The organism is Cohnella abietis (assembly GCF_004295585.1).
GTDB lineage: Bacteria > Bacillota > Bacilli > Paenibacillales > Paenibacillaceae > Cohnella > Cohnella abietis.
Map to the genome: position 1 here is coordinate 3,269,395 of NZ_AP019400.1, position 16,001 is coordinate 3,285,395.

At 43.2% G+C, this 16,001-nt stretch carries 13 protein-coding genes and 2 pseudogenes; 12 read left to right on the forward strand and 3 right to left on the reverse strand.

Translation table 11 applies throughout. From position 1 onward, the window contains the following. Positions 1–33: 33 nt before the first annotated feature. The gene (locus KCTCHS21_RS13980; protein WP_130609168.1) at positions 34–1,617 is read right to left on the reverse strand and encodes a helix-turn-helix domain-containing protein; all 1,584 of its coding nucleotides are present in this window, start codon (positions 1,615–1,617) and stop codon (positions 34–36) included. A gap of 222 nt (positions 1,618–1,839) precedes the next feature. On the opposite strand from KCTCHS21_RS13980, the gene KCTCHS21_RS13985 reads away from it, so the two are divergent. From KCTCHS21_RS13985 to KCTCHS21_RS14005, 5 genes and pseudogenes are all read left to right on the forward strand, one after another. Then, a complete protein-coding gene (locus KCTCHS21_RS13985; RefSeq protein ID WP_130609171.1) occupies positions 1,840–2,868 on the forward strand; it encodes an ABC transporter substrate-binding protein in 1,029 nt (342 codons plus the stop codon). Next, positions 2,865–3,919: pseudogene (locus KCTCHS21_RS13990) on the forward strand (NAD(P)/FAD-dependent oxidoreductase). Before KCTCHS21_RS13985 ends, KCTCHS21_RS13990 begins: the two are co-directional and overlap by 4 nt. A gap of 221 nt (positions 3,920–4,140) precedes the next feature. Continuing rightward, positions 4,141–5,133, forward strand: a complete 993-nt coding sequence (locus KCTCHS21_RS13995) for an ABC transporter substrate-binding protein (RefSeq protein WP_130609174.1) — start codon at positions 4,141–4,143, stop codon at positions 5,131–5,133. A 5-nt stretch (positions 5,134–5,138) separates the two neighbouring features. Continuing rightward, positions 5,139–5,720 carry a nitroreductase family protein gene (locus KCTCHS21_RS14000; protein ID WP_232058191.1) on the forward strand — a complete coding sequence of 194 codons (582 nt, stop codon included), beginning with the start codon at positions 5,139–5,141 and terminating at the stop codon, positions 5,718–5,720. Positions 5,721–5,815: 95 nt separating this feature from the next. Beyond that, a complete protein-coding gene (locus KCTCHS21_RS14005; protein WP_130609177.1) occupies positions 5,816–7,420 on the forward strand; it encodes a helix-turn-helix domain-containing protein in 1,605 nt (534 codons plus the stop codon). A 205-nt stretch (positions 7,421–7,625) separates the two neighbouring features. Here the strand turns inward: KCTCHS21_RS14005 and KCTCHS21_RS14010 are convergent, their stop codons facing one another. Next, the gene (locus KCTCHS21_RS14010) at positions 7,626–8,279 is read right to left on the reverse strand and encodes a transcriptional regulator (protein ID WP_130616511.1); all 654 of its coding nucleotides are present in this window, start codon (positions 8,277–8,279) and stop codon (positions 7,626–7,628) included. Between the two features lie 304 nt (positions 8,280–8,583). Here KCTCHS21_RS14010 and KCTCHS21_RS14015 point away from each other — a divergent pair, with 304 nt between their 5' ends. Next, a complete protein-coding gene (locus KCTCHS21_RS14015; RefSeq protein ID WP_130609180.1) occupies positions 8,584–9,201 on the forward strand; it encodes a hypothetical protein in 618 nt (205 codons plus the stop codon). A 474-nt stretch (positions 9,202–9,675) separates the two neighbouring features. Here KCTCHS21_RS14015 and KCTCHS21_RS14020 read toward each other — a convergent pair whose 3' ends face one another. Next, entirely contained in the window at positions 9,676–10,563 is an 888-nt protein-coding gene (locus tag KCTCHS21_RS14020; RefSeq protein WP_130609183.1) for a fructose bisphosphate aldolase, read from the reverse strand. A gap of 204 nt (positions 10,564–10,767) precedes the next feature. On the opposite strand from KCTCHS21_RS14020, the gene KCTCHS21_RS14025 reads away from it, so the two are divergent. The 6 genes and pseudogenes from KCTCHS21_RS14025 to KCTCHS21_RS14050 all read left to right on the forward strand — a co-directional run. Beyond that, positions 10,768–11,769 (forward strand): VanZ family protein, encoded by a 1,002-nt coding sequence (locus KCTCHS21_RS14025; RefSeq protein WP_130609186.1) that lies wholly within the window; start codon positions 10,768–10,770, stop codon positions 11,767–11,769. A 35-nt stretch (positions 11,770–11,804) separates the two neighbouring features. After that, a complete protein-coding gene (locus KCTCHS21_RS14030) occupies positions 11,805–12,377 on the forward strand; it encodes a TetR/AcrR family transcriptional regulator (RefSeq protein ID WP_130609189.1) in 573 nt (190 codons plus the stop codon). Positions 12,378–12,478: 101 nt separating this feature from the next. Next, positions 12,479–13,639 (forward strand): MFS transporter, encoded by a 1,161-nt coding sequence (locus tag KCTCHS21_RS14035; RefSeq protein WP_130609192.1) that lies wholly within the window; start codon positions 12,479–12,481, stop codon positions 13,637–13,639. 203 nt (positions 13,640–13,842) lie between these two features. Further along, complete coding sequence (locus KCTCHS21_RS14040; protein ID WP_130609195.1) at positions 13,843–15,234, forward strand: TQXA domain-containing protein; 1,392 nt, start codon at positions 13,843–13,845, stop codon at positions 15,232–15,234. Between the two features lie 14 nt (positions 15,235–15,248). Beyond that, positions 15,249–15,464 (forward strand): hypothetical protein, encoded by a 216-nt coding sequence (locus tag KCTCHS21_RS14045; protein ID WP_130609198.1) that lies wholly within the window; start codon positions 15,249–15,251, stop codon positions 15,462–15,464. Positions 15,465–15,628: 164 nt separating this feature from the next. Further along, positions 15,629–15,769: pseudogene (locus KCTCHS21_RS14050) on the forward strand (23S rRNA (pseudouridine(1915)-N(3))-methyltransferase RlmH); the annotation flags it as partial. Positions 15,770–16,001 lie beyond the last annotated feature (232 nt).

The following is a 16,001-nucleotide window of genomic DNA, read 5'->3' on the forward strand; positions in this document are numbered from 1 at the left end:
AATCCGATAAGCCTTAGCCAAATTGCTTTCAAACTAGCGAGCAAGCAGCAGCTTCATCTGCACGTCCATTTGGCTGTTCATGGAGATGGGGTCGCTGACAGCAAAAAGCTCGGGGTCTATGGAATAGATACGATTATTTTGAACTGCCTTTAACTGCTTCCAGATAAAAGTTTTCTCCAGCGCTCTGAATCGAACCGGATCAATAATGCTCACGAATAATCGGTCGCCTGCGTATAGCGAAAGCTGCTCCTCCGTAATCAGGCGATAAGCCTCACGGTTAAGCATCTCTTGCTCAATAATGGGAGGGGCGCTCATGCGCAGGCCATCATATAAATTATAAGCTCCACGGCACCAGAAGTTGCCGAACACATAAATGGAATCGGTGCGTATTTCGATAACAGAAACCGTTTCTTCCTTAGATATGAATCCCCGTAATTCTGTTCTGTGACGCTCAGCTTTGTTTTCATATTGCAAAATAAGCTGCTGCGCAATCCTCTGTTTGTTAAAAGCTTCTCCGAGCATTGCCAGTAACGTCATTGGTTTATGGTCGTTTTGTGAGAAAATCATCGTAGATGCAACGGTTGACAGCTCTTCACATTCCTGTTCGTTCGATACCAGTATATATTCAGGATGCAACTCGGCGATCTCTTCCAGCTGATAAGGAATGTTGTTCACCCGGTGAATATCCAGACTAAGGTTTCGCAAGTAGGGTCTATTGGTTAAATTCTTTGCAGCTGCTATGGGCCGGATGCCAAGTGCGAGTAAATGCCCGAGGCAGGTTAATGCACAAATATGAGCTGGTTTGCTCTCATAGTTGCGGACAAATTGTCCGGGCGTTAGGCCCTCCGTCTGCTTAAAACGGCGGTTGAAATAAAATTCATCTCGATAGCCGACCTTAACAGCGATCTCTTGCAGGCGCTCTCCTTTTAATAGAAGCTGTTTTGCAGATTCCATCCGCAAGGCCGTAATATACTCCAAAGCATGCTTGCCAGTAATTTGCTTAAACCAGTGGGTGAATCTGCGTTTGCTGATTTGTGCTTGTGCAGCAAGCTCCTCTACGGATATCTCTTCCGTAAAATGCTCTTTGAGCTGTTCAATAATGGCTAGCACAGATTGACGTGTTGTCTCGACAGCAGGTTGATTTTCCACGCTCTCTATTATGATTCGCATCAGCTTTTGAAATCTCGCGTGATTGTCCATTTGCCGTGCAGTAGATTTATCATTCTGGTATTTGCTAATTTCCCTGACAATGCGCAGCGGAGCTTTTGATGAGGAAATACGGCATTCTCCGGCTTGCAAGTAAGCTGCGACAGGTCTAGCAGTGTTGCCTAGGATGGAAAAGTGGAGCAGCCAAAACGAGCCGCCCTGACCGTGAAAAAGGCTCATATCGATAATCGATCCAGGATTAAACATCCAGCAGCTTCCGGCCTTGAGCGTATATTCATCATCGTCCCACCGTAGCGCACCCTCACCTTCCTCCATGACTAATAAGGTATAGGAGGTCAGCGGATGCGGGAGAATTCCACTTGATGGGGAAGTAACGACATGCTGTAGATGGTGTAATTCGAAATAAAGGGTATGTACCGGCATTGTGACCTCCAAACCGTTCCTGTCCAAGCGAAAACCTCCAAATATAGATGAGAATTATTATCAATTAGAGAAATCATACAGCAAAGTTACCTAGATTTCAATTGATTCCTACTATATTAATAAGCAGCCCAAAAGTATAAAATAACATCCCATTCTATCCTTGTCGGGGTTAAGGGCAAAAGCTATACTGGCTATAGTTGATAATGATAATGATTATCAATAAAAAATAGAGATGGGCGGAGACAACAAATGGCAATTCAAGGCAAGAATATACGGAAAGGCATAGCTGTGCTTTGTATCGCAATGGCACTAAGTGCATGTAGCAGTAACAACGGGAGTAACGAAGCAAAACCGACAAATACAGCACCAGCAACAGCACCAGCAGAAACAGCTACAGCAAGCCAAGGAAGCGAACAAGGAAATGTATCAGCAACCAAGTTTGTGACGGATGCTTACGATAAACAGGTGGAGATTCCAGTTTCGCCTAAACGTATTGTTTATACGGATAACACGGTCGGGGATATTTTACTATTTGGCGTAAAACCTATTGGATTGATTCAGGACGGGCTTGAATATGCCGTGTACAGAGATGAAGTGAAAGACGTTGCCGATGTGGGTTGGCCGCCGAACATTGAGAAGCTGATTGAGCTGGAGCCTGATCTGATTATCACTTCGATGACGGATGCGCAGCAGCTTGATGTTATGGGGAAAATTGCGCCGGTTATTCAGACGAATGAGTGGGACCCAATGCCTGTGCGCGTTAAGAGAATTGGCGATTGGTTAGGCTTTGAGAATAAGGCAGATGAATTTCTAGCGAAGCATGAGGCAGACATTAATAAAATGTGGGATTCACTGCTGCAGAATGGAACCATTAAGAGTGGTGAGACGGCTTCCGTCTTTCAATATATGCTAACTCAGAAGAGACTTAGCGTGTATACGACCAGCTATTTGCCAACGTTTGTCTATCATGATAAAGGATTTAAGCCGACGGCAGGTATCCAGAAGCTGATTGATGATCCTGAGAACTACGGATACTCGAACATATCGACCGAATTGCTTCCTAATATAGCAGGAGACCGGATCTTTATTGTTTATTTTGACGGTCCTGAGCTTGATGCAGTTAAGCAAATGATCAAAGAGCCGATCTGGAAATATTTACCGGCCGTGAAAGCGGGTAAAGTTTATTTTGTAAACGGTGGCCTGGGAATTACGACAGATCCGCTCGCGAGAGAAGAGCTAATTAAGCAGCTTCCAGTTATTTTGGGTGAGAAGTCATGAGTCATTCTTTAGAATTATTCGATGTTACGATTTTGGCGGCGGCCCTACAGGATTGTACACGGCCTTTTACAGTGGTATGAGAGAATTAAAAACTAAGCTCATAGAATCTCAAGAAGAATTGGGCGGGCGCATACTGACCTATCCGGAGAAAATGATTTGGGATGTTGGAGGGATCACCCCTATACGCGGGGAAAAGCTGATCGAGCAGTTGGTTCAGCAAGCCAAAATCTTTGAGCCGACGATTGTGCTCGGTCAACGTATTCAGAAATGTGAGCGGCAGGAGGATGGAAATTTTCTGTTGACTACAGATGATGGCGAGCAGCATCTTACACGGACGGTTATTCTGGCAATCGGTTATGGCGCTCGCAAGCCGGCAAAGCTGGAGATCGAGGGAGCAGATCGGTTCGAAGTGACCAATCTGCATTATACGGTACAGCAGCTGGACGGCTTTCGCGGCAAGCGGGTATTGATCTCTGGCGGCGGTGATGCCGCGGTGGATTGGGCTGTTGAGCTGGAACCGATTGCGGAAAGTGTGACAATAGTCCATCGACGCGGCGAATTCGGAGGACATGAACGGACAGTAAGCCAAATGAGACAGTCTTCCGTGAAGATTCTTACCCCGTACAAGGTAGAAGCACTTCATAGCCAGGATGGCACAGCTATTGACACTGTCACTCATACTGTTACAGGTGAGCAGAAGAAGCTTGAGGTCGACGCCGTGGTCGTCAGTCACGGGATGAGGTGCGATTACGGTTCGATCCGCTATTGGGGACTTAATATGAATGAGTGGAACATGCAGGTAGACGACCAAATGATTACCAACATTCCGGGTATTTATGCGGCGGGTGATTTCGTTACCTATCCTAGTAAGGTGGAGCTGATTGCGGGTACCTTCACCAGTGGTATTTTAGCGTTAAACAGTGCAAAGAAGTACATGGAGCCGGAAGCCCCTTACATGGCCTACGTCTCGTCCCATAACGACCGTTTCAAAGAGAAGAACCGCGCTCTGGGCGTTGTGGAAGAAGAGGAAGAGGCAGAGGCAGAGGAATAAAATAGCTGTAACATTTACACGCAAACTGGGCTGCCCGAATGGGGCGGTCCTTTTTGTTCTGTTAATATCCTTCAGGCTCAAGAAGAAGAATAAATGTACAAATCGGTAATTCAACAGTAAAAACGTAAGAACTCAAATAAGTCCATTGTATATGAACGATTCTTACCTTATGATAATCAACGTGTGATAATGATAATTAATATCAACAGAGAGAGGGTAAGATGAAAGTGATGAAAAAAGGCTTGTTATTGTTGTGTGTCACGCTTTTAACGTCCGTGATCTTGACGGCGTGTGGAGGGGTTAATGAAAATGAGGAGTCAAACCAGATAAAAGAATCGCCTGCTGCGGAGACTGGTAAGGTCCGTACGTTTGAGCATATATTGGGGAAAATTGAAGTGCCAGAGCGTCCACAGCGGGTGATCGGCTTGTTTGTGGAGGATGAGATGAGTGCGTTAGGTGTCAAACCGATTATGCAATATTCATCCGGGAGTTACTACCAGACTTACCTGGAGCCTTATCTGAAGGATGTGCCAAAGCTGGATACAGCTGCGATGAATTTCGAAGCTATTATGGCGGCTAAGCCTGATCTTATTATTCTAGGGTTTCAAGGTTGGGCTGATGAGGGCTCTTACGAGAAATTATCCAAAATCGCGCCTACATATGTATTCACCGGCAGTGAAATCCAAACTCCAGAAAATTGGCGGAAAAATTTACGTACGGTTGCGGATTTGCTTGGGAAATCCGATGTTGCGGAGGAGATCATCAAGAAGCGTGAAGAGGAAACGAAAAATGCCAAGCAGTTATTGGCGGATTCGTCCGGACGTGGAACGGCTGCGCTGTTAAGAATACATGCGAGCAAGGAGCTTCGTCTATACGGCGGACCTGGAGGACAGGTTGGTACAGCATTGTATGGAGATTTCGGGCTGGAGCCGTCAGGGATCGTACGTAAACTCGCATGGGGCGAGGATATGGATATTCAAACGATATCGATGGAAGTCATCCCTCAGATTGATGCCGATTATTTATTCCTGGCCGTTGACGAAGGTCGAAGAGAACAGGCTAAGGAATTGATGGAGAGCCCAATATGGAAGAACGTTCCGGCAGTTAAAAAAGGACATGTCTATGAAGTGCGAGGAGATGTATGGATTACGAACGGACCGATTGCATATGAGAAGAAGCTGGAGGACGTTGTCAACGCGATGACGAAGCAGTAGAAAGGATGAGACGGATGGAAGTAGGCTATAAGGGCATCGCAACGACAGTTCGCGAGCGCAGAACGATTAATGATTTTAATGGTCAACCCGTATCGAAAGAAGTGCTGATCGAGCTGTTAAACGATGCGGTATGGGCTCCCTTTCATTCCAAAACAGAACCTTGGCGCTTTATCTTGTTCCATGGAGACGGGCGACGTCAGTTTTCGGATGCGGTTCTGCGCACCTATTCCCAGGAAAAAAGAGAGCAATATGCGGATAGAGTGTCCGATACTTATTGTAATGTCGTTCCTGTGCATTTGCTCGTATTGATTCGTGAGGAACTTAGGCAGAAGGAATGGGAAGAGGCGTTCGCTGCAGCTAGTGCACTTATTCAGAACTTGCAGCTGCTTGCTTGGGAGCGGAAGATTGGTGTCGTCTGGAAGACAAATGATTACAATGAGAACTCTGAGTTTCGCGAAGGTACGGGGGTTAAGCCCGGAGAGAAGGTAGTGGGTACGCTGCATATGGGGTATTTTGACCCCAAAAAGGTTCGCAGAGCGAAGCCACGAACTCCAGCCGAGACGCTCATCACATGGGTGGACAGCTAATTAATGAAGGAAGTTCCTCAACTAAGGTTGACGAGCTTCCTTTTTTTCATTTAAACTAACTTTACTGATAATGTTTCTCAATCAAGGAGGCTCTCATGACGAAGCTGAAAACAAACGGGCTCCCCTTTCGTTCTATTTTTTTCGCACTAGACAAAATTCAGAGTAAAACACACAAGAGCAGAGAGCATCTACTGGAACAAGCTTCTTCCATATATACAATTCTTGCGGTGACAGCTGGGCAAGGTTTTTTTAATATAGCTGGGATAGATTTTCGGGTAGCAAGGGGGCAGTGTTACCTGCTTCCGCCTGAAGTGAAGATGGAAGTGACCAATGATGGGGAAGAGGATTTGAACTATTATCGGTTGAGCTTTGAAATCATCTCCAAGGAACAGCTAGGGCAGGATAGTCAATTTCTTGAACAAGGCGAGCTGAAGGTCGAACCTTTTGACCGTTATGCGGATATTTTCAAGAAGATCTGTGATAACCAACGCCATAAAAGTGATAAGGAGCAGTTCAGAAATCAATATCGTTTTCAGAAGCTCATGTATTGGATCATCGAACAGAATTTACCTTTTGATCAACCTAAGGATTCAAGAAAAACAGTGGAGGAAACACTCTCCTATCTGCAGGAACATTATCATGAAGACGTGACTACAGAGCAGCTGGCAGCGCAAGCACATCTCGGAACTAAGCAGTACGCGCATCTGTTCAAGAAAATGACTGGCAAAACTCCGATCGACTATGTAACGGAGATGCGGATTCGTAAAGCCAAAGAATTGCTCATTATCTCCAGTGGTCATCAATTACGAGATATCGCCGAGCAGGTTGGATATAGTGATCCGTATTATTTTAATCGCAGATTTAAGCAGGTAGTTGGCATTCCTCCTCGGCAGTTTATCAGAAAACGGCAGTTCAGAATTATCTCCACAGAATATGCGTGCTCGATGCTGGCACTGGGGTTGAAGCCTATCGGAGCTCCTGCTTATCAGCTTGGCTTCTACGCCAAGAACCACTCGGGAGGAATAGATAATATCGGCGATAAAGGCACTTTTTACTTTGACAAAATGAAATCGCTCAAACCTGATTTATTTGTATTAGGGGATGAAATAGAGCCGGAGGTATCTGCTCAATTGCTGCGAATTGCCCCTGTTGTGCATATTCCCTGGATGGGGCTGGATGCTACGGGACATTTGCGAGCAGTTGCTGATCTGCTAGGCATGACGAAAGAAGCCGAGGCATGGATTCAGATGTACGAAACGAAAAGGGATGAGACCAAATTTCAATTGAAGTCCTTTATCAATATCCATGAGACGGTTGGCATACTTGTAGTGGAAGGTCAGGACTTGTATGTGTTGGGTGATAGGAATGCGGGAGAGATTGTTTATCGCACTTTGGGAATGACGCCTCCACAGATGGTTCGTCGCCAGCTTGAAGCCCACCCTAACCAATATGGCAGGAAGGTGTCACTGGATAAACTTCCGGATTACGAGGCGGATCGATTGCTGATTATCGTATACGGTAATGAAGCGCAGACAACATTCAATGGTATTCAACACGATGAAATTTGGAGAAATCTCCGTGCTGTTCGGAACAACAACGTGCAGGTCATCGATGCTGAAAAATGGATCTACTATGACGTTTTGTCGCTGCAAGGCCAGCTTGATGAAGCGGTGAGCTTGTTCTCGAATAATGGGAGGTAGAGTTACGGTAGACGAGTGAACGCCCATTGTCGCTGGCTAATGAACCGTATTGTGCTTATTACTAGGAAAATGGTCTCTTTTTGAGTTTAACAAACTCCAATGGTGTTATTGTGTGATTTATGGGTGGAATGGAGCTATTTTTGTGTAAATAGAGTGCACGGAGTTTGTTACAAATCTAAACCAGCACATTTTGACGATATAAGAGTTACTGAGTTCGTAAGCCGAATGTGCGATAGCGCTGATTACCACTAACCACAGTCAAAAGTTGGACATCAACTAACTTGTGAAGGATCCGTCTCGCATGTTGGTTTGTAACTCTCAGATGGCTCCCCAATTCAAAAGGTGAAAATGGTCGAAATTGTCGCCTTGCATAACGGATAGTTTCTGCTTCGAGCCAGGTTAATTCACTAGGCACATCTGTAGCGATGAACTTTCCTATAAAGGAGAGAACAAGCTGTTGGCAACGTTTGGGCTCATCTGTAATGGAAAGATAGGCAATGGGCAGAAAAACCCAATCGTCTAGTGCTAATAAACATTGCCGCCAGCATAAATCTTTGAAGCGTTTTACGTCGAGGTCTCTTGCGTGAGGTCCGTAGCCTTGAATTTCGATTCCACCCTTAACATCTCCGCTAGGCATATAAGCTAGATCCAGATAGCGATATCCATTGCTGGAATCACGTACTTCCCATTCAGCATAAAGATGGTTGAAGTTTTTTACTACAGGGAACCAAACGGTGCGTAAAAATTCAATAGTGCCATGGCCGAGTCCGTTCTCCAGTAATTCTCGTCTTCTATGATTTTGTTCTTGAGCAATAGCTAATTCCATCCATTCATCGTAGGCTTGGTCAAATCTGGACATAGCAATCTTCATCCTTTCTTTATGGGGAGTAGTTACGAAAAAAGCCGCTTCGACACAAAGCACCAATAAGGTGCAGAATGTGCCGAAGCGGCGTGTGCTTCACGACCGTCGTTATAATGTTAGTATAGCAATTATTGGAATGATTTCAACGACTTTTTTGTTTTTCAATTGAAACAGTGGGAGAAAGCAAGGGGTCTGATCTTACGCTGTCTGATGAAGATGGGCAAATCATTATTAAATTGTAATAAGTGGACTAGACTGTTCAAACGGCCGAATGATATGATTATAGCGGGTGAAGCAAACTATGAATAATGAGACAACAAACGTAGAAAACAATCAAGATAATGAATCTGCTGAGAAATGGGCAGAGCTAGTTAAGGCAGTGCATCATAATGGCCTCGTTGCTTTGAAAACGTACTTTGACGATGTCGATGCTCAGGTGTTGAATCAAGAATTTTACGGTCCAGTTTTTGTTTTTCAAGTGAAAGATGAATCAAATGATGAATATGCGTGTGGTTTTTTTCTCCGCGAGTTGGTCACGAATTTCCAATCGGGAAGTGACCCGGCCCAGTGGATGGCTTCATTTTTCATCGAGATGATGAAAGCTCCAGGGGGAAGAGCGCTCCCTAAACCACCTGCTAGTGAAGATGAAGCAAAGGCGATCATCGACAAATTGCTGGTTCCGCAATGTATTGCGGCAGTTCAAGAAGAATTTGCACCAGAGCAGGTGCATGCGGGACTTGATTGGAACGAAGAGCACGGCCCAGTCTTCGAAGCTGGTTTTCCAGTAATACGAGACGGCAACAACGTTTGCGCTTTTCCTCTTCATCTATTGTATACGCATTTGCTACTAAATCGGGATCCTGCTGACTTGCTTATTCAAGGCTTGTACAAAATCCGTGAAGAACATGGCATGGATTGAGTTGAGACCTAACGAACACAAAAACACGCCCATAGCTGGCGTGTTTTTGTGTTTAAGCGCTACTTTGGTGGATAAAACGTGTCTGGGGTTCGTAAAAACAAAAAACGTATGATTTTGAGTATATAAGAGTTACGGGGTTAGCGTTAACGAATGTTAGATATGGAGCTTTTTATACCTTCATGTCTAACTTTTAATTCCGTGGAATCTCCCAAAACACCAGTGATAATTACTGTAATAGCAAGAGTAATGACAGAAATTATTTTCATGTGTAAATCTCACCTCCTTCCGAAGTTATACTCGAAAACTGGAAATAAGTTGCAATACGACAAAAACCCCCGATTCTGAGTTGGGGAACCTAACGCGGTGTCTTGTTAAATTAAATGAACATAAAAAAATAGCTGTCGAGAATTTCTCGACAGCCTGAAGGGGGCTGGTACCAGGCTGATACCCCTTCTTTTCTATATAAAGGAAACCTTATTTAATAGAAGCTTCATAAATATCTAGTATGGATTTGGACAGCAAAGTGTTGAATTCATCGTCTGTTTGATCGGCGGTTAATCCCTGAGAAAGGGCGCGCGAGAAGCTGGCGATCAATCCATGGTTATGTGCGAGCTTTTCATTAGCTTCTGCTTGAGAGTAGCCGCCCGATAAAGCAACAATCCGAACAACATGAGGATCATTCAACAGATCGCTGTAGAAATTGTTTGTTGTCGGGATGGAGAGCTTGAGCATGACTTTGACATCTTGTCCAAGCGCGGACAAATGCTGGGCAATCTCATCCTTCAATATTTTCTCCGATTGTTCCTTGTCTGCGCTGTTGATATCCACTTCCGGTTCGATAATCGGAACAAGTCCCAACTGAGCAATTTGGTTACCGATGGCGAACTGCTGCTCAACGACTTGTTTGATCCCCGCAGGATTGGCTTCTTTAATAAGGGAGCGCATTTTAGTCCCGAAAATATTACGTTCAACTGCTCGCTTCAGAAGGTCGTTTAATCCCGGAATGGGCTTCATGAGCTGAACACCATTTTCAAGATCGGCTAGCCCTTGATCGACTTTTAGAAAAGGTACAACGTTCTTCTTCTCCCAAAGATAATCAGCGGTAAATTGCCCATCAATGAGACGATCCATGGTGTTCTCAAATAAGATAGCACCCAAGATGTGCTCAGAGTCAAACCCCGGGCTTTTGATAATACGTGTCCTCATTTCGTGCACTAACCCATACATCTCATCTTCGTTGGAATAGCTGTCTTCTTTAATGCCATACTGCAGTAGAGCCTTAGGAGTACTACCCCCGCTTTGGTCCAAGGCGGCTATAAAGCCCTTTCCCGTGTGGATTCGATCCAATTGCTTTGTGTTCATGGATGTTTCTCCTTCCTTTTGTGGACTGAATGGCAATTTAATTATAGCACTTCTTATGTTAAGGTTCATTTAGGGAAAATTAAGAGATGATTAACAATTAATTAATTATTGTTCTCTAAAATATAAACTATACTCAAAGTAGCAACGGTTCAAAAATTAATTGGACGTACATCTGCTGTATTACAGAAAAGAAAGGATGTAATTATGTATCAAGGAAAGCTACGAAAAATTACCATAATACTGTTAGCATTATATACCGTTTTGACCTTCTATTTTTTGTTTATAGGTTTCAACAGATCTGCTTTTCTTCAAGATTCTAGCCTACGATATAGTCTAATACCTGAAGGGATTCCTTTACACTATCCAAGGGGAGGGAACTTTCAGCTTTGGTTTTTTGAGCTGGGCAACTTTGTAGCATTTATACCTTTTGGAATTGTCATCCCACTTCTGTTTCGTTGTAATTTCCTTCGATTTATAACCTTATTTATTCTGTCTATTACGATTCTTGAAATCTTACAAATGCTTTCTCGTTTAGGATCCTTTGATATTGACGATATCATAATTAATACATTAGGAGCGGCAGTAGGATTTTGGGCACAGCGTCTAGTGCACCGTGATCGAGATAAATTTAAAGGGATCTTTCGAATCACCTTAACAGCTGTTGTACTTTCGATTGGAGTCACTGCAATTGTTGGTGGCATCAATAATTATTTAGAAAAGGGAGGCGGCGAAGTCGTAGCCCTAAATGAACTTACATTAAAAGATGGGTCTGTACTGTGGGATGAAGCCCTGTTAAGTTTTACTTCAGGCCAGAAAAAGGTTGAGCCTCAAATCAATGTTTACAGTAGAAAAAATACAAGAACTAACGAGTTTACGTATCTACTAAATGGAAAATATACAAGAATGGCAGGCTATGCTACTATACCTGATGATGTAATCAACACTGCAAGCACTGGGAGAAGTGACATCATTTTTATTGCAGATGGCACAGAAATTTATTCATTGAGTTTATCAGCAACTAGAGGATCGAATCAGCTTACCTTTCAAATCCCTTTAAACGGAGCAAATGAACTGACTATTAAATTAACTAATGATGACCCAAATCCGACTACAAATGCTGTGATGTGGGACATTACACTTACTGAAGTAAACAAAGGACAAATGATAATAAATCGTATTAAAGAAAAATTAAGATCGTTATTCTAATTGACATTGATCGATCGTTCGATTATATTTTGTGTATGAAAAATAAATCCGAAAGCAAAGTGAACCTTATTTATCAGGCTACGATCGAACTTCTCAATGAAGGCGGTCTTTCTGAGATATCCATCTCAAAAATTGCTAAAAGGGCGAATATCTCCTCTTCGATCATTTATTTTTATTTTGAAAGCAAAGAGGATATGCTGATCAAATTGTATTTTATGCTCAAGGATCAAATGCACCAGCTCATGTTTCAAGGTATAACAGAGAGTACACCCGTAAAAGTGGGGTTTGAGAATATTCTGCGAAATTATTCAAGCTATATCTCAAATCATAAGGACAGCTTTTTGTTAATGGAACAGTTTATCGGTTCACCCTTTATACGTAAAAACTGTAAGGACCAAAATGGTGGTGTGTTTAAGCCAATGTATCCCTTGTTTAAGAGGGGAATTAAAGAAGGTTTTTTCAAGGATTTGGAAACGAATCTATTGGTCACATACTCCTGTATACCTTTTGTCGAAATGGGAAAAGAGTATTTAAATGGGGCGTATGAGTTCAGTTCAATAAATATTGAGAAAATGATTCAAATGAGCTGGGATGCCATTAAAGCATAATCAGCTCATTTTTTATAATATATTTTGATCGATCGTTCGATATATTTTTTTAAAATATTTTGATCGATCGTTCGATAAAATTAAGGAGGAACAATTCTTACATGAAGAACTACAAATGGATTATTTACTTGCTTGCATTAGGTGCTACCGTGGTCGGAACGGCCGAATCAATTATTACAGGTATTCTGGACATGGTTGCCAATGATATCAATGTCTCTATTGGCTTGGCTGGACAATTGGTTGCCATGTATTCTATAGCCTACGCGGTAGGAACGCCAATTCTGATCGCGCTCACTTCAAAAACAGATCGGAAAAAGCTGCTGTTCTTATCACTTCTTATCTTCATCATCGGTAATGCCATCTCTGTCCTGAGCCCTAACTTTATTATATTGATGATATCCCGTGCTATTTTGGGTGTGAGCGCGGGGGTATTCGCGGTAGTGGCTTTAGGGATTGCCGCACAAATTGCTCCTCCAGAGAAAAGAGGAAGTGCGATTGGCACGATCTTAATGGGTACGAGTCTTGCGCTCGTCGTCGGCCTTCCTCTAGGAACCTTAATCGGTGAGTATATGGGGTGGCGTTGGATCTTCGCAATTCTTGGAATTATCACCATCATTCCTATTATTGCGATTGTAAAAGCGGTACCTAAAATGTCTGGACGAGAAACGATTCCTTTATCCAAGCAATTGGCTATTCTCAAAGATTTCAAAGTAATCAGCGGTTTATTAGCTTCCTTGTTCTTTATCACCGGTTACTCGGTTGTTTCCACATACATTGCGCCATTACTACGCGAAAATGCTGGTCTCAATACCAATACGATTAGTCTCGTCTTGCTTGGCATGGGTTTAATGGCTGTTGTTGGAGCACGTGTTGGAGGCTACGGCGCTGATAAATGGGGAATTGCCCCTACACTGATTGTCAGTCTGTTGATTCATGTTATTGCCTTGTTCTTCCTCCCGTTAGCTGCGGTAACTTTTGTAGGTGCCATGTTTATTTTAGCACTCTGGATGCTAGGAGCTTGGACAACTGCTCCTGCACAACAGTTCTATCTAGTAACTATGGCTCCTAAATCAACTGAAATTATACTGAGCTTGAACTCATCCGCCTTTCATCTTGGTGTTGCCCTAGGTGCAGCTTTGGGCGGAGTGGTTGTAGAGCGGTTAACCTTGTCGTCGATCGGCTGGGTTGGTGGATTAGTCGTTATACTTGCTACTTTATTTGCAGTGATTTCTATTTTAATGGGAAAGAGAAAAGAGAATTAAGATCAAGAGGGTTGGAAGTATCTAATCGTGTTATTTGGATGCTTTTGGAATTTTGAAGAATGCGGAACCCACATTAAAGCATTGATTGTTAATCATATTCGACAAAAGTATTCAAAAAACGACATTGATAACCGATTAAGTAAGAACAGAACACTCTCGAGAAGTGTTCTGTTCTTTATTACGATCATAGAAGGAGATGTCAAATGAAAAACATCAAAGTGAAGCTAGCCGTATTTTTGTTTATTCTGCTAGGTTCAACCTCATTTCAATTCATCCAAGCAGCTCCTACAGTTGTTGAGAAGTTTGAGGTCGTAGATTATTGGTATCCTGATGTGCGAATGTACCCTATCATTGTTTTAGCTGAATATAATAATGGAGTTTATGAAACAAGGCCGAACGGAGCAGGTTTACCTGATGGTATTTTAGCTTATTGCTTTGATAGGGCTAGAAAATATCCACTTACGAAATATCTTTCCGGTTATCGTACCGGTGAAGAGTTCTTTTCTCCACTTAAAGAAATTAACAACTACTCCATTAATGGAAGGGCGATTAATGGGGATATGATAAGAGCGATCCTGCTCAATGGTTTTCCCACGAAAAGTGTTGCAGACATACAGTTGGCCACTGGTATTACTGGTTTGGACGACAAGATGTCACTTTGGGCTACGCAATTTGCCATTTGGCATTACACTAATGGAGCGACTTTGGCTAACTGGCGTATTCAGCATTATCCGCCAACACCAGCGGGAGAGGATTTGTTTAATTACTACATCAGTTTAAATCCTATAGGGTCAACGTATACAGAAACGGATGTAGATGTATTTGATCAGCAATTATCAATTGATGCGAATGACAACCTTGTTGTATCAGTATCCTATAGAGCAACAGAAAAGAACTATGATGGAACTGTCATTTTACCATTAGTCCAGCTTGATAGTCCTACAGCGGCTAGATATCCAAATGCGACTGTAGTTGATTCAACATACAATAATGTAAGTCTTGACAGTAGGACGATCACGATTACAATCGCTAACGGCGATTATGATGATACGGCTTCGGATGTAGATATTGGACTCCAATATAAGCTGCGTCAATCTGTCAAAGATGTGTTCTTCGCTTCGTCAGCGACATATGTTGCTGACATTCAAGATTTAGGTGCGGTCGCAGTCAATGTATTGGATGTGCAAAGAAACGTACAATTGAAATTTAATATTCCCGTGACGCCGCCGCCAACACCAACGCCAACGCCGACACCAACGCCGACACCAACACCAACACCGACACCGACACCAACACCGACGCCGACGCCGACGCCATCAGAAGAACCAGAACTGGTAGAAGAGCCAACACCAACGCCAACACCAACAGAAGAACCAGAACTCGTAGAAGAGCCAACGCCAACATCAACAGACGAACCAGAACTGGTAGAAGAGCCAACGCCAGCACCACTTGAACTGAAAATCGAACAGAAAGGAATAAACGTGCTTCCTAAAACAGGTGAGGCTAGTAAAGCTTTATTTTATGTTGCAGGAGCGGTATTTATTGTCGCAGCTTTGTGGCTATTAAGAAGAAGAGATAGAGTGGGTAGAGGTTGAATAAATGATGCGCTTTGAAAAAATGGCCGAAAGCTACTCGAAAGAGGGCTGACAATCCAGAGGCACTCATTCTGGATGATCCGCTCTCCTATGACGAAACCGATTATTACGAGGACGGCTTCTCTCTCAAGGGTCATCACGACCTTGCTCTTCTGCTGGCAAGTATCAAAGACAAGGCGATGGTGCTATACAGCAAGGGAGAATGGCGTTCATCCGGCATGATATGTTGAAAGAGTCTGCTCTATCGGACTTGCCTCAATTGTCGGAAAATGCGCTTGATCAGGATTCTTTGGTGGAGAAGGCGTTCAAAAAAGGGAATGAAAAATAGAATGCCCGGGCTTCGAGATTTCTCGAAGTTAAATCAAGTACATCCATCGCACCCGAACTCGCTCGCCTATCTGCAGTTGTACTCTCCCTTACCGACTATAAGCTGTCGTTTGGGCGTATGACCTACCCACACCAGCTGATGCGGGTGCTTCTTGTGCAGGTTTACCGAGCTTTTAAGATTAATAGGGGGGAACAATATCATAAGTGACGGCGGAAAATTTGGGTGTGAGCAAGATGGAGGAAAGTTTAGAAGTACGTGATATGAAGAAATTTACAGCCTCTGGGACCTTCAGTTTCAGGGGTTTTAGTTCATTTTACTAGAGAAAAGACCACTATCTTCCAATTTATGGTATGCTGGGATTGGTAATTGGTTTCAGATACAAGACTATAGTATTGGTACTCATGAAGTCCGGGAATAGAACGTTAACTGCAATTCGGCA

Excerpts from the sequence above, each read along its gene's own strand:
- KCTCHS21_RS14005 (WP_130609177.1), top strand. The coding sequence starts at position 5,816 with ATGACGAAGCTGAAAACAAACGGGCTCCCCTTTCGTTCTATTTTTTTC.
- KCTCHS21_RS13995 (WP_130609174.1), top strand. The coding sequence starts at position 4,141 with ATGAAAGTGATGAAAAAAGGCTTGTTATTGTTGTGTGTCACGCTTTTA.
- KCTCHS21_RS13985 (WP_130609171.1), top strand. The coding sequence starts at position 1,840 with ATGGCAATTCAAGGCAAGAATATACGGAAAGGCATAGCTGTGCTTTGT.
- KCTCHS21_RS14015 (WP_130609180.1), top strand. The coding sequence starts at position 8,584 with ATGAATAATGAGACAACAAACGTAGAAAACAATCAAGATAATGAATCT.
- KCTCHS21_RS14010 (WP_130616511.1), bottom strand. The coding sequence starts at position 8,279 with ATGTCCAGATTTGACCAAGCCTACGATGAATGGATGGAATTAGCTATT.
- KCTCHS21_RS14035 (WP_130609192.1), top strand. The coding sequence starts at position 12,479 with ATGAAGAACTACAAATGGATTATTTACTTGCTTGCATTAGGTGCTACC.
- KCTCHS21_RS14000 (WP_232058191.1), top strand. The coding sequence starts at position 5,139 with ATGAGACGGATGGAAGTAGGCTATAAGGGCATCGCAACGACAGTTCGC.
- KCTCHS21_RS14040 (WP_130609195.1), top strand. The coding sequence starts at position 13,843 with ATGAAAAACATCAAAGTGAAGCTAGCCGTATTTTTGTTTATTCTGCTA.
- KCTCHS21_RS14020 (WP_130609183.1), bottom strand. The coding sequence starts at position 10,563 with ATGAACACAAAGCAATTGGATCGAATCCACACGGGAAAGGGCTTTATA.
- KCTCHS21_RS14025 (WP_130609186.1), top strand. The coding sequence starts at position 10,768 with ATGTATCAAGGAAAGCTACGAAAAATTACCATAATACTGTTAGCATTA.
- KCTCHS21_RS14030 (WP_130609189.1), top strand. The coding sequence starts at position 11,805 with ATGAAAAATAAATCCGAAAGCAAAGTGAACCTTATTTATCAGGCTACG.